The organism is Companilactobacillus tucceti DSM 20183 (assembly GCF_001434665.1).
Lineage (GTDB): Bacteria > Bacillota > Bacilli > Lactobacillales > Lactobacillaceae > Companilactobacillus > Companilactobacillus tucceti.
In genome coordinates this window covers 72,699-86,321 of record NZ_AZDG01000009.1, presented here as the reverse complement: position 1 = coordinate 86,321, position 13,623 = coordinate 72,699, and the positions used below count along the sequence as shown (strand labels likewise).

Genomic DNA, 13,623 nt, shown 5'->3' with positions numbered 1-13,623 from the left:
TTAAGAGGTGCCTCAGGTCCAAAATCATTCATCAATACGATTTGACAAAGAACCATATGTAGAAAGCAACTTATGCAAATTTATTAATCTTTGGGAACTACGACACCTTTTTTAAGGATCAAGTTTCCATATAGAGCAGTTTCGCCGGTTTGAATTATTGCAAAGCATCCTTTTGAATACTTGTAAAAATTCTGACGTTCAATAGTTTTAATATTATATTTTGGAAAGGCATCTCCGATATCCTTCTTATATGTGTCCCAAATATCTGGACGAGGATCACCTTCAACGGTCTCCATTAAAATGGCTTGATAGTCTGAATATGTATCAAGTGGCATTAATTTAAGAATTCCTTCCAATAGTGTTGGAACGCCTAATCCATCTGCGCGAATAACACGATCGTTATTTGTCAAAGCTGGATAGTTTCCATCAGCTAATAGGATCTCATCCCCATGTCCCATTTCCATAAGACATTTAACAAGTTCTGGGGATAATTCTTTAGGAATATTATTTAACATATCTTAAGCCTCCTTGTGTTCCCAGTATGATTCGATTTCTTCCAATGATTTACCTTTTGTTTCAAGCACGTATTTATGAATATACCAAACGGCAAAGGCAGATAAGGCAGCAAAGAAGTAGAAAATATTAATTCCGATTGCTTCCAAAATAATTGGGAAAATCAATGAGAATAAGGCATTAAATAAGTATTGTGTAAAGGTGATAACACCCATTCCCAAAGCTCTGGCTTTTAGAGGAAGAATTTCTGGAACGTATGACCAGAATACAGGTCCTAAACCAAAGCCAAACATGAATACATATAGGAAAATTGAAATAACAGCAATAGTAGCATTAGTTGACCAAATACACATAGCAATGGCTGGTAGTACTTGACCACCTAAACTAATTTCAAGTAACTTCTTACGACCTAAACGGTCAATGAATGGTAATGATACTAAAGTTGAGATAACTAACGCTGCACCAACACCAAAGTCAGCGATAATACTTGCATGTGCTAATCCAAGGTTATGGAATATTTCTGGTGCATAGTAAACGGCAGCATTAATACCTGTGAATACTTGGAAAGCTGTTAGGACGAATAACAATGTCAAAACTGGTCTAAATTTACCAAATAACTCACCCAAACCAGCTTCTTTAGTCTTCAAACTGTTTTGAATATCGACAATTTCGCCTTCAACTTCTTCATTTGTAACACGAACTTTTTTAAGGACTTTTCTAGCCTTATCGATTTGACCATCTCTGATCAACCAACGAGGACTTTGTGGACTGCATAACATTCCGACTGTGAAGATAACAGCTGGAACAACTCCAAGTCCTAATGTCCAACGCCAAGCATTATTTTCCAAGTTATAAGCACCAACACCGTATGCGGCTAAGATACCGATATTAACACTCAGTTGATAAAGCGATGACATTAAACCACGAATATTTTTAGGAGCTAATTCTGATAAATAAATCAATCCATACATATTAGCAATACCAGCAGCAATACCAAGAACCAATCTAGCAAACATCAAGAATGCAGTTGATCCGGCCATAGCTGACATGATACTACCTACAATAAAGACAATACCTCCGACAATTAAAACATTACGACGTTCAATTTTTTTCTCTAGTGCTGTAAATACAACGATCGATGGTAAAGCACCAAATAGAAGAAAACTTACAACTAAACCTTTTTCAGCGGCGTTTAATCCGAACGCACTAGTAATTGATGGAAGTGCTAATGAAATAGCACCTGAATCATAACCATATAACAATCCGGCAAATCCACCTAATATAGCAAAGACATAAACTATCGGCGCAGTTTTTATTTTCTTTTCTGCATTTTGGACTTCTTCCATGATTTGACCCCCTAACTAACAATTTCTTTCTTCAAGATTTTTGTAAAACCGTCGATTCGACTATTTAATTCATCTGAATCCATAGCTTGTGGGGTTATTATTCTAGTGTCAAAAGAACTCTTAACGATACTTAATCGTTCGGAATCATCTTTAAAGTATCCAAGTGCCTTATATTGAGCTAGTACATTACCTGTAACACTGGCTTCGGTTGGTCCTGTTTGAATTTCTTTCTTACAGAAATTAGCCGTTAATTGCACAAGTAATCTATTTTTGATCCCACCTCCAAACATATAAATTCGTTTAATTTCTTCATTAGTAATACTTTCAAGATTATTGATCGTATCTCGATAACTTAATGCTAAACTTTCAAATACGATTTGTAGCAACTCACCACGTGAACTAGGAAGTTTTTGATCAGTTTCTTTTAAGAACTGAATGATTTTTTCTTCCATATTGCTTGGTGTAGCAAATAGTGGATCATTTGGATCTATATAACTACCAATATATTCAGCACTTTCAGCTTCATCAACCATCTTACTGAATTCAACCATTTCACCTTCGAATGACCACTCTTTTTGAAGCTCCTGAACTATCCAAAGTCCAGTAATATTTTGAAGTAAACGATTTCCACCGTCAAAACATCCCTCATTAGTTAAACCAGCTTCAAAGGCTTGTTCAGTTACAACTGGTTTATCAGTTTGTTGACCAACAATCGACCATGTACCGCAACTGATAAATGCAACATTTTTAGCTTCTTGACTTGAAATAGGCAATGAATATACCGCAGCACCTGTATCGTGTCCAATTCCGTCGATAACTTTAATGTCAGAATCCAAATGTACTTCTTTGGAGATATCTGGCAATACATTACCAAGGACATGTCCACCACGTTGTATATCTCCAAACCATTCTTTCTTAAATCCTAAACGATTGAAGATATCATCACTTAATTCGCGACTGACTCCGTCTAAGAGTCCACTTGTAGAAGCAATTGTAAATTCATTAGACTTAACTCCACTGAAGAAATACTCTACCAAGTTAGGCATAAACATGATATTAGCAACTTCGTCTTTTAGATATGGATGTAAATTCATATCAGCAAACAATTGGAAGTTAGAATTAATTAAATTAGGTTGTACACCAGTTAAAGCAAACAATTCTTTAGGCGTAAGTTTTTCATAAAGTTTATTTTCAAACTCTTCTGTTCGTGTATCACGATAACTATGAGGAGTTAAAAGCATCTTTCCATCGTGTCCTACTAAACCATAATCAACACCCCAAGTATCTACACTTAAACTGTCAATTTTTTTGAGGTCACGTTGGGCGATCATCAATCCGTATTTTATTTCTTGGAATATTTTTAAGTAATCCCAATATAGTGAATCGGTCAATTCTATCGGTTGATTAGAAAAACGGAACTGTTCTTTCAGTTCCATTTTTCCATCTTTCAAAGATGCTGAAATTATTCTTCCTGAACTTGCACCTAAATCAACAGCGATTACATTACGTTTCATTAGATACACATCCATTCATTTTAGTCGTATAGTGGTCCAAATGTCTTACATGCATTAAAGTCAGCAGCTTCAAGGTTAGCTGTACCAAGTGAAGCCCATGAACGTGGTCTGAAGATCTTGTCTTCATCAACGTTATGCATATTAACTGGTATACGAAGAACAGATGCTAATGTGATAAGGTCGGCACCAATATGACCGTAACTAATTGCACCGTGGTTTGCACCCCAGTTGTTCATTACGTCATATACTGACTTGAATGCACCTTCACCAGTTAGTTTTGGAACGAAGAATGTTGAAGGCCAGCCTGGATCAGTACGTTTGTTGACAACATCAAAGACATTTTCTGGTAAGTCAACAGCATATCCTTCAGCAATTTGTAATTCTGGTCCAACACCTTTAACAAGGTTGATACGTGACATTGTTACAGGCATTCCTTCTGGTCCACCCTTTGTAACGTAGTTACTTGAGAAACCACCGCCACGGAAGTAGCCGATATTTGCAGGGATCCAACGTGTATCTTTAAGATTTGCTTTAGCTTCGTCTTCTGTTAAATCATAGAATGGTTTGATAGCTGGTTTGCCATCGATCTTCTCGTCACCTGTAGCGTCAAGTGTTTGTGCACCTGAGTTTGATAGATGTAAGAATCCATTTTCTGCAAGACCTGTTAATTTAGTTCCTGTAACTCTTTCAACAGCATCTGCACTCCAATATGTACGTACATCGGCGAAGATTTGAGGTGTATTTGTTAGTAAGTAGTTGAACAACATTGATGTTCCGTTCAAACTATCATTTTCAGTAGCAAATACGTGTGGTGCGTGAATTCCATTCCAGTCATATTGTGAGTTCATCATTGTTTCCATGTAGTCACCGTTAGGGAAGTGATCAGTCCATTGACGTTGACCTTGGAATCCAGCAGCAATTGCATAATGACCTTCTGACTCTTCTTTGTAACCTAACTCTTCAAGAGTTGTGTTACCATCCATCAAGTCTTTAGCAATCATGTACATCTTGACACATTTTTCTAATTGAGCTTCTTTTTCTTCATCACTAAATTTATTAGGATCATCTTCGTTATATACATCTGGTCCAACTGGTGTATATTCTTTAGCCCATGCGAGAGCCTTCTTAAATTCTTCTGGATCGTAGATTTTTTCGTCCCAACGACGAACGATTTCTGACATATCTACGTATTCATTACGCATACCTAAGTAGTCTTGGAAGAAATCAGCATCTGTGATTGATCCACCAATACCCATGGCAACATTACCAATTGATAGATATGCTTTATTGTGCATAATACCTGTAGCAAATGCAGCTTTAGCAAAGCGAATAATCTTTTCTTTAACATCTTCCGGAATTGAAGTGTCATCTGCATCTTGAACATCTTTACCATAAATACCGAATGCTGGAATACCCTTTTGAGTATGTGCAGCAAGTACAGCAGCTAGGTAAACAGCTCCTGGACGTTCTGTACCATTGAATCCCCAAATTGCATGAGGCAATGTCTTTGTCATGTCCATTGTTTCACTACCGTAGCACCAGCAAGGTGTAACAGTTAAAGTACCACAAACATTTTCTTTATCAAATTTTGCTTTTGCCATGGCAGCTTCATGTACGCCACCAATTGTTGTATCAGCAATAACAGTTTTTACAGGAGTTCCATCTGGATATTTTAATGTGCTTTCAATCAACTTAGCAGCTGATTTTGCCATTTCCATTGTTTGATCTTCGAGTGATTCACGAATACCACGTCTACGGCCATCAATTGTAGGACGGATACCCAATTTTGGAAATTCAGTTTTTAACATAATGTAAACCCTCCATTTTTTGTGTTTGTACTTCATCCACGCCTAGATTATAAAGCGCTTACATTACAACGTTCAATGGATTCCAGCACTTTTGAATAAAGTGCATAAATCACTCCGTTTACCTGTTCAAATTGTGAATTTCTTTTAACAGCTTATCCAAACCAGTTCATTTTTCTAATAGACTACTTCTACGTTTTGATCCTCAATTGACTGTAAAAAGTCTTCCGGTGGCATCTCATCAGTTATGATCACATCTATATCTTCGTGTCCACACAATCTATAGTAATCGACCCGATTTATTTTAGTATGGTCACATAACAAGATGGTCTTTTCTGCTTGCTTTATCATTTGAGATTTTACAGCTGACTGTTCATCACTAGCCATATAAATTCCATTCTTGTCCACACCTGCGCAAGAAATAATAGCAATATCAGCGTGGAAACTCTCCATAAATCTTCTTGCAGAATCTCCAATTATAGAACCTGAAAATGGACGTAAACGCCCACTGGCAATAAAGGTCTTGATCTTAGGATTACCATTTAAACTAGTTGCTAGATGTAATCCATTAGTAATAACTACCAGATTATTTCTTTCACTTAAATACGGTTCTAAATAAGAAGCAGTCGTACTTGAATCTATTATTAATGCCTGATTATTACCTATAAAAGTATCGCAAATACCGGCAATGTATTTCTTACATTCCAGATTTTCACCAGCTCTAACTTGATATCCAAATTCAACATTATTATTGCTGACCAATTCCACTTGTCCAAAGTTTCGATTAATTTTATGTTCATCTTCCAGAACAATCAAATCACGTCTTAAAGTAGAACGGCTCTCATAAGTCAATTCTTCCAATAATTTCATATCTACTATCTTTTTTTTATTCATTATTTCCATAATTTTATCTAAACGTTCTTTTCGATACATGAACTATTGCCTCCAATTTTTGAATCATTTTGAACATATGTGAACTGTATAATGGTTACTATCTGAATTTTATTCAATCTCTTTAACCACTGCTTCTATTTTATCCTAGCAGGATATAATGTTCATTGACATCAAATGTTGTATTTTATCCACAAAAATAATATTTCATTTGAAGGAGTCTTATATTATGAAAATGATGTTTCAAACTGAACGTGAGGATTTAGCCAACACAGTTCACAAGATGTTCGATAGAAAAGATACAAATATTGCCGGCGGAAATATGTCAGTTAAGGTATTTGATCAAAATGATCATCCTTATATTTTGATGACACCTACCTTCATGTCAGAAACATTCTATGCTGATCTTCATGCAGCACAGATTTTAGTCATTGATGGCGAGACTTATGAAAAAGTAGATGGTGTCGGTGATGTCACAAGAGAAGTAAATATGCACGAAGAAGCATACACAGCACATCCAGGAATTCGCTGCGTCTACCACTCACACGCACCAAAGGCAATGTTTTGGGCAACTGCCGGAATGGATATGCCAAATGTTACTGAAGTTACACGTGAATTAGGAGAGATCAAATGCCTACCATATGCACCAGCATGTACTCAAGAATTAGCTGACACTGTTCATGAGGCATTACTAAAAATCGGTGACAAAGCTATGGAAAATGTTTTCCTATTGAATAGTCACGGGATTTTGGTAACATCTACTGATTTACATGTCGCTACAAGAGTTATGGAGACACTTGAATGGAACGCCGAAATTGCTTATCAACAAACTATCTTTATTAAGTTAGGAATTCTACCTGATTATCAATCATGTGGTAAGAATTACAAAGAGCCAATGCCAAAGGGAGCTCTTCCTGGAATTGCAATGCCTCAATTTAACAAAGTTGCTATGGAACATCCTTTCCCAGAGCATATTCAAAGACCTGATGAGGATAAGTATTAAATAGTTTCGTTTGTGCTTCCGATATTGAGTAATTCCACCTGTTGTGCGACCGACTTCAGCCGAGGTCTGAAGTCTCGATTTGAAGCTTTGCTTACGCAAATCTTCGAATCGTCGGTGGAGTAAGAACGCAAGCGTTCAACTCCACTTTCACAACTGGTTCCATTACTCAATATCTCCAGCTTATTTTTAGTTGGTTTACTGTAATAAAAATTAATCGTACGAATACTTAAGACCACCCGCTTTATGGATGGTCTTTTTTATATGACATATTTGTTCACAACTCAACCCAGATAACATTGATCCTATATATATATATATATTTAAATTTACCTATATCAAGCTGGAGGTAATAAGAAAGTGCTGCTAGCTATGAATGTGGTGTTGGTCGCTTGCGACCTTACACCACGGAAGTATTTTGAGATTTGCGTAAGCAAAGCTCAAAATCTAGTTTCGAGACCTTGGCTCGAAACGTTCCCATAGCATGCAGCACTTTCTTATTACCGGAGGCGGCAAAAAAACACCACCAACCTTTTATTTAACCCTCTATAAACCCCTATAAATAAGGCTTTATAAAAATATCCCAATTTTTGTAAGAATGTCTTTCAAAAATTGGGATATATAAATTCACTTATGGTTGTATAGTAATAACTGTAATAGATGTTAACCCTCATAAGAAAAAGTAACATACACACACATAATTAAGTAATATAAAAAGTCTATCGACCACACATCGATAGACTTCCCACACACACAACACACACAAATTATTAATTCAAATATTACGAAATTGAAGATGTAACTTTTTGTTCTATAACATCATACATTGAAACGTAAGCATCAGTAGAAATACGTACATAAGGTATTCCTAATTGACTAGTAATTACTGAATCTGAATACCATGAACTTCCAGGAGTAACAGACAAATCGTCTCTTTCTTCGAAGTTATGATCATAAATAGGAACTGAGTGATCTGAGGCTACTTTGATAACCTCAGGTCTTTTTTTGTACAAATAACTATCATCTGAACTTAAATATGCCCCTGTTGATACTTCGTAATAATCTTTACCGTTAATGTTATTAACACTTCCGACAGCCCATGTACTGTTAGCTGGAAGAGCAACGTCGATCTTATTACCAGAATCGTCATAAAGTGTTGCTTGATCAGATGAAACTTCAGCAGTGTAATTCTTGGCAGTTACTGAATGTGCCTCTGCTGTTGTTGGTGATGCAAATGCTGCTCCGATTCCCAAAACGGATGCAGCTAAAAAAAGAATAGATGTTTTTTTCATGTTTGTACCCTCGACTTTAATTAGTTAAATTACGACATAACATACACAAAATAACCACACATTATTTTGTATACACACAAGAGATTAACCACACACGTAAATCTCTTTCCAAAGTTTATACTACACACCCTTGAAGTAAATTACAACGAAAAATTCCATTTTTTGTAAATCAATCTTACGAAAGTTGGAATTTTTTAATAGGATTATTGTGATATGAGGGTTTTGGGGCATTCTCAAAAAATATTAAATTTATTATATAAATCTAAAAAAAGGACTAGTTGGTCAAAATATGACCAACTAGTCCTTTTCACGTTTACCAACTTGCTTTTTTAACTCCGGGAATCTGACCAGCATGTGCTAATGCTCTAAAATTCAAACGAGACATTTTGAATTTACTCATATAACCTCTTGGTCTACCATCGATCAGATCACGCGAACGTAATCTTGTTGGTGAAGCATCTCTTGGGAGCTTACTTAATTCCTCATAATTGCCAGAACTCTTTAGTTCTTGACGTAACTCAGCGTATTTAGCTACAGTCTCTTGTAGTCTTTTTTCACGCTCAATTTTTGCTTTTCTTGCCATATAATTTACCTATTCCTCTATATTTTGTGAGGAAGTCTCGCTAGATAATCATCGAATCATGTATGACAATAGCAAAGCTTTAATAATATAGCAAATAATTTATCTTATTTAATTTCATATCTCAAAACAGTTTTTAACTTATCAGGTTCAACTCTTCTTGCATCTGACAAATATATTTCTCGATGTATCATTGAAACTCTTGTTTTATTGAGTTTGGCACATTCTTGATTCATCAATTCAAAACTAGCTGGTTCATCATCATACTTCCCAATATGAAGAATCTCGATAACTTGCTTTTTTGAATATGTCTTTCGTTCCAAATCATCCATTAATGGTTGATACTTTTTTTCTTTAACGTTTTTAATGGCTTCTTCAACAACTTCACTTGGCACAAAATCAGGTACTCGCATCATAATATCGTAAATAAATTCATTTTTATCCAAATGATCCATTTTCTGTCCGGCTTCTGTTAATGACCAAACACCTTCTAATGGAAAAACTACATAATCATCAAATTCAACTTCTTTATCTTTACAATACTTTCGGTATTCAGCTTTTATCCCATAAGACATCGGATATAGAGCCTGCAATCGCTCCTTCAAATCGGATCCATTTGGATCACCTTGTCCAGGTAAAGAAATAAATGATTGTTCTGGAATATCTAACACTACTGGTTTTTGCTTTGGTAAATAAAGATTTTTCTCTTGCTTACGCCATTCGTATTTCATAACTATCTCCTAGTAATACTGAAATCCTAACATTGCAAAATTGTTTGGCACATAACGTGTTTCTGTATATTCAAATAAACTTCCAATATCGGTATAAACAAATTTTGTTAATGAACCTACACAGTTCAAATCACCTAATTCCAAAACTTCACTATCTCTTTGATTAGCTGAAACAACTGATGAAATAGATCTTTGAGCTGCTACCTTAAACAATTCATTGTCTCGAATGTATTTATAAACAGAACCTTGCGCGTCTTCTCTACTAAATCCCTTTAAAGCATCAGATCTAAAATAACTATGATCAATTGCTAACCCTTTTCCATCAAATAGGCGTAACCTTTCTAAATAAAAAGCTTTATCATTGATGTTAAACGAGGTTAGGTTTGCTATCTTTTCATCGACAATGATTTCCTTAAAGTTCAAAACGTCAGTATCCAACTCTTGAATAAATTTATTTTGTGGAAAAGAACGTAATCCTTGAAATCCTTCAGAATTATTGGCAGAAAAAACTACTTGGTTGCTACGAACAGGTTCTAATACAACAACCCCACGACCCTTTACAGCATAAACAAGACCCTCTTCTTGCAACTGCTTGAGGGCTCTACGGACTGTGTTTCGTGTGACGTCAAAGCGTTTTGAAAGATCCTCTTCTCTAGGAAGAGATGTCTTTGGAGGATATACATTAGTTTCTATTTCTTTTTTTAGTGCTTCGTAAATTTCTGTATACAATTTCTTTGGCATCAAATTTTCCTCAACTTAGATTATAAAAGAATTATTTGTTTAAACAGGTACTGTTATAACATGTTTAAACATGGTATTATAATAACAGTGAAACCGTTATCAATAAAAGCCAATTTTTTAAAATAATTCAAAAAAATATACTTTTATTATAAACCATAAACCTCATCTTTATTAACATGGAGGTAATATTATGCCTAAAACGACCGATTTAACTTTAATGTCTCCGGTATCTGGAAATGTTATTCCTCTTACACAGGTGAATGACCCTGTTTTTTCTCAAGAATTAATGGGGAAAGGTTTCGGTGTGGAACCTAATGATAACAACGTTTATGCCCCAGTTAGTGGGACAGTAGCTTATGTTGCTGAAACTTTACATGCTTTTGGAATGAAGACTGATGATGGCGCTGAAGTCTTGGTACACATGGGAATCAATACTGTCGAACTATCCGGAAAACCATTTAAACTGAGTATTTCTGCTGATCAAAAAATAAAAGCCGGGCAAGAAATCGGAACGATGGATGTCCAACAAATCAAGGATTCTGGACGTCCAACTACTGTCATCGTAGCAATCACAAATACAGCTGATTATTTAAAAGATATTCATGTACAGACTGGCTTAAAAAAGCTAAAGAAACAGGAGCTATTGTTGTTCCTAAAAACTCTAAATCTTCAAACAAGGAAGATATTTCGTACTCAAAAATTGCAACAGAAATCATAAAAAATGTGGGTGGTAAGGATAATATCAAATCCTTGATACACTGCATAACAAGATTGAGATTTTATTTAAAAGATGAATCTCTAACAAATAAAGAAGAATTAAAGAAAATACCTAAGGTTATCGATGTAGCAAAAGGTGGTGGACAGTATCAAATCGTCATAGGACAAGAAGTTACTAACGTATATGATGAAATAATAAAACAAATTGGTACCGATCATGAAAAACCACCTGAAGAAGATAAAACTAAAAAAGTACCCTTCTTTCAAAAGGTACAAAGAGATTTCTCGCGTTTTCTAAGCGTTTTAACAGAATCCATTGCTCCACTGGTTGGAATTTTGGGTGGCGCTGGTATGTTCAAAGGAGTTCTAGCAATACTACTCCAATTCCATATTATGGAGAAAAGTAGTGGTCTCTATATAACATTAAACACCATTCCTAAAGGTGTATTTTACTTCTTACCGGTTCTCTTAGGTTATACTTCCGCAAAACGACTACATTCGAATCCGGTAATTTTGGCAGTCGTTGGTGCAATATTAGTTTACTTTTCCACCGTAGCCGCTTACCTACCATTCCCTGCAATTATGACAAATTATGTTTCATCTATTTTCCCAATCATCTTTGCAGCATGGGTAGCAAAGCACCTTGAGAGAGTTCTAAAAAAGTTCATCCCCAGAATTTTACAAACTATATTTTTACCAATAATAGAAATAATTATTCTTCTATTACTAGTCATTATCATTGCCGGACCTATTATCTTGATTGCCAGTTATAAACTATCAGATGGTGTAAACACGATCTATAGCTGGAATCCGGGCATAATTGGATTACTGATCGACGGTCTCTATCAATTCTTGATCACTATGGGATTGCATTGGATAATCATACCAATTGTTGTTAATGATCTAGCAACAAACGGTCATAGTTATCTTAATGCCTTGCTTTCAATCACCATGGTTGCCCAAGGTGGTGCTGTTTTAGCTCTAGCACTAAGAACACATGATAAAAAGAGTCGCCAAAACACTTTCAAAGCATCTGCTTCAGCATTTTGTGGAATAACTGAGTCAGCTCTTTATGGATATATATTAAAGCACCAAAGAATTTTTATACTTTCAAACATTGGAAGTGCTATCGGTGGTTTGATCTGTGGATTATTACATGTAAATAATTATGCATTAACCGGTTCCCTTGTTGGGATACTTTCATTTGTAAATCCACAAGCAGGATTTGATACAAACTTTTTGAATGCAATCATCGCACATTTAAGTACTTTACTAATTACCTTTGTTTTAGTTTACATATGGGGAATCAAAAAAAATTCTAACGATTAAAGGTGATATTTATGATTTATACTGACACTTGGCTACAAGACTTTTCCGACTACAACAATATAAATAACATTAATGAATCTGGTCATCAGGAAATAACTATTTTTAAACCCTTAGCTACTAAAAAAATTCGTTTAAGATTAAATAATCTATATGATGACGTCCCATTAAAATTCACCAAACTAGTTATACACAGAGAGGGTCGTAAATCAATTGATGTTCATGTTGACGGAAAATATACCTTTGAATTAGCGCCACATTCAGCAAAATGGACCGATTGGATAGATATAGATATTAAAGCAAATGATTATTTAACGATCGACATTCATTCTCCAAATAAAACTATTCATTCATTAGGATCCAATCTTTCAGAGTCATTTACCAAAATAAAAAACTTTACTGATAGAAATGATGGATTCTTCTTCGGCGTTTCAGCAGTCCAAGCTCAAGTTGAGAAGAAACCAATCAAAATTGCCTTTTTTGGTGACTCGTTAACAAATCAAGGATTTTTCAGTGCCCCTCTTTCAAAAGAATTAACATATATTAATCGAATAGTTACCGCTAATTATGGAATTTCCGGAAATAGATTGCTTCATCCGGGAAGTGGAAAATCACAATGGGTTCAAAGTTTTGGTCCAGCAGGTGTTGATAGATTTGACGAAATGCTCAACGATTTTCAACCCGATATCGTTATCTTCATGGAAGGTGTTAATGATCTATTACATCCCGGTGCAGGAAGTCCCATCGATGAATTACCAACCAGTCAAGAATTGATTGACGGAATCAATAAGTTAAATCAAAAATGTTCTTTAAATAATATCGTCTTTGTACCAATGACAGTCACACCTTTTAGAGGAAATATCAACAACGGAATCTACGCTTGGAATCCTAAAAAAGAAGTCATTAGACAAGAATTTAATAAGTATATAGTTCGATCATTCCCATATGCCGTTGACCTAGCACCCTTTGTCAGCGATGCATCTCAAACAAGATTAGCTTATGAATTTGATAGTGGCGATCATATCCATACTTCTAAATGTGGAGGAAGAAAAATCGCTCAGTTCATAGAAAGAAACCTGATAGACAAAGGATTGGTGGAAGTAATTAAGGCTAATCGACAAATAACAGAGTGAAACAAAACAGAGTGAAACAAAACATGCCCAGCTT

General features: G+C 35.3%; 13 protein-coding genes. 4 read left to right on the top strand and 9 right to left on the bottom strand.

Annotation, left to right across the window (positions count from 1 at the left end; genetic code table 11):
- Window positions 1-83: 83 nt before the first annotated feature.
- From FC72_RS05420 to FC72_RS05400, 5 genes are all read right to left on the bottom strand, one after another.
- Window positions 84-515, bottom strand: a complete 432-nt coding sequence (locus FC72_RS05420; RefSeq protein ID WP_057765575.1) for an RbsD/FucU family protein — start codon at window positions 513-515, stop codon at window positions 84-86.
- Between the two features lie 3 nt (window positions 516-518).
- Window positions 519-1,859, bottom strand: coding sequence for a sugar porter family MFS transporter (locus FC72_RS05415; protein ID WP_057765573.1), 1,341 nt, complete (start codon window positions 1,857-1,859; stop codon window positions 519-521).
- 11 nt (window positions 1,860-1,870) lie between these two features.
- Window positions 1,871-3,373: a rhamnulokinase gene (locus FC72_RS05410; RefSeq protein WP_235805151.1), complete on the bottom strand. Its 1,503-nt coding sequence runs from the start codon at window positions 3,371-3,373 to the stop codon at window positions 1,871-1,873.
- Between the two features lie 20 nt (window positions 3,374-3,393).
- Window positions 3,394-5,181 (bottom strand): L-fucose isomerase, encoded by a 1,788-nt coding sequence (locus tag FC72_RS05405; RefSeq protein WP_057765569.1) that lies wholly within the window; start codon window positions 5,179-5,181, stop codon window positions 3,394-3,396.
- A gap of 174 nt (window positions 5,182-5,355) precedes the next feature.
- Window positions 5,356-6,111, bottom strand: coding sequence for a DeoR/GlpR family DNA-binding transcription regulator (locus FC72_RS05400; protein ID WP_057765567.1), 756 nt, complete (start codon window positions 6,109-6,111; stop codon window positions 5,356-5,358).
- Window positions 6,112-6,280: 169 nt separating this feature from the next.
- On the opposite strand from FC72_RS05400, the gene FC72_RS05395 reads away from it, so the two are divergent.
- Window positions 6,281-7,072 (top strand): class II aldolase/adducin family protein, encoded by a 792-nt coding sequence (locus tag FC72_RS05395; protein ID WP_420806041.1) that lies wholly within the window; start codon window positions 6,281-6,283, stop codon window positions 7,070-7,072.
- Between the two features lie 779 nt (window positions 7,073-7,851).
- On the opposite strand, the gene FC72_RS05390 is transcribed toward FC72_RS05395, so the two are convergent.
- The 4 genes from FC72_RS05390 to FC72_RS05375 form a co-directional block, all read right to left on the bottom strand.
- Window positions 7,852-8,361, bottom strand: coding sequence for an SLAP domain-containing protein (locus FC72_RS05390; protein ID WP_057765563.1), 510 nt, complete (start codon window positions 8,359-8,361; stop codon window positions 7,852-7,854).
- Between the two features lie 313 nt (window positions 8,362-8,674).
- On the bottom strand, window positions 8,675-8,944 hold the full coding sequence (rpsN, locus tag FC72_RS05385) for a 30S ribosomal protein S14 (protein WP_057765561.1): 270 nt from the start codon (window positions 8,942-8,944) through the stop codon (window positions 8,675-8,677).
- Window positions 8,945-9,048: 104 nt separating this feature from the next.
- Complete coding sequence (locus tag FC72_RS05380; protein ID WP_057765559.1) at window positions 9,049-9,672, bottom strand: GyrI-like domain-containing protein; 624 nt, start codon at window positions 9,670-9,672, stop codon at window positions 9,049-9,051.
- Between the two features lie 9 nt (window positions 9,673-9,681).
- Window positions 9,682-10,413 (bottom strand): GntR family transcriptional regulator, encoded by a 732-nt coding sequence (locus FC72_RS05375; protein ID WP_057765557.1) that lies wholly within the window; start codon window positions 10,411-10,413, stop codon window positions 9,682-9,684.
- Between the two features lie 190 nt (window positions 10,414-10,603).
- On the opposite strand from FC72_RS05375, the gene FC72_RS05370 reads away from it, so the two are divergent.
- Genes FC72_RS05370 through FC72_RS05360 form a run of 3 tightly spaced genes read left to right on the top strand, consistent with a single transcriptional unit; the run spans window position 10,604 to window position 13,589 of the window.
- The gene (locus tag FC72_RS05370; RefSeq protein ID WP_057765556.1) at window positions 10,604-11,131 is read left to right on the top strand and encodes a PTS sugar transporter subunit IIA; all 528 of its coding nucleotides are present in this window, start codon (window positions 10,604-10,606) and stop codon (window positions 11,129-11,131) included.
- 53 nt (window positions 11,132-11,184) lie between these two features.
- Entirely contained in the window at window positions 11,185-12,459 is a 1,275-nt protein-coding gene (locus FC72_RS05365) for a PTS transporter subunit EIIC (RefSeq protein WP_057765554.1), read from the top strand.
- Window positions 12,460-12,470: 11 nt separating this feature from the next.
- Window positions 12,471-13,589: an SGNH/GDSL hydrolase family protein gene (locus tag FC72_RS05360; protein WP_057765552.1), complete on the top strand. Its 1,119-nt coding sequence runs from the start codon at window positions 12,471-12,473 to the stop codon at window positions 13,587-13,589.
- The last annotated feature ends 34 nt before the right edge of the window (window positions 13,590-13,623 follow it).

Bases quoted from the DNA above. Each gene is read 5' to 3' on its own strand.
- rpsN (WP_057765561.1), bottom strand. From the start codon at position 8,944: ATGGCAAGAAAAGCAAAAATTGAGCGTGAAAAAAGACTACAAGAGACT.
- FC72_RS05375 (WP_057765557.1), bottom strand. From the start codon at position 10,413: ATGCCAAAGAAATTGTATACAGAAATTTACGAAGCACTAAAAAAAGAA.
- FC72_RS05405 (WP_057765569.1), bottom strand. From the start codon at position 5,181: ATGTTAAAAACTGAATTTCCAAAATTGGGTATCCGTCCTACAATTGAT.
- FC72_RS05415 (WP_057765573.1), bottom strand. From the start codon at position 1,859: ATGGAAGAAGTCCAAAATGCAGAAAAGAAAATAAAAACTGCGCCGATA.
- FC72_RS05380 (WP_057765559.1), bottom strand. From the start codon at position 9,672: ATGAAATACGAATGGCGTAAGCAAGAGAAAAATCTTTATTTACCAAAG.
- FC72_RS05390 (WP_057765563.1), bottom strand. From the start codon at position 8,361: ATGAAAAAAACATCTATTCTTTTTTTAGCTGCATCCGTTTTGGGAATC.
- FC72_RS05370 (WP_057765556.1), top strand. From the start codon at position 10,604: ATGCCTAAAACGACCGATTTAACTTTAATGTCTCCGGTATCTGGAAAT.
- FC72_RS05400 (WP_057765567.1), bottom strand. From the start codon at position 6,111: ATGTATCGAAAAGAACGTTTAGATAAAATTATGGAAATAATGAATAAA.
- FC72_RS05420 (WP_057765575.1), bottom strand. From the start codon at position 515: ATGTTAAATAATATTCCTAAAGAATTATCCCCAGAACTTGTTAAATGT.
- FC72_RS05360 (WP_057765552.1), top strand. From the start codon at position 12,471: ATGATTTATACTGACACTTGGCTACAAGACTTTTCCGACTACAACAAT.
- FC72_RS05410 (WP_235805151.1), bottom strand. From the start codon at position 3,373: ATGAAACGTAATGTAATCGCTGTTGATTTAGGTGCAAGTTCAGGAAGA.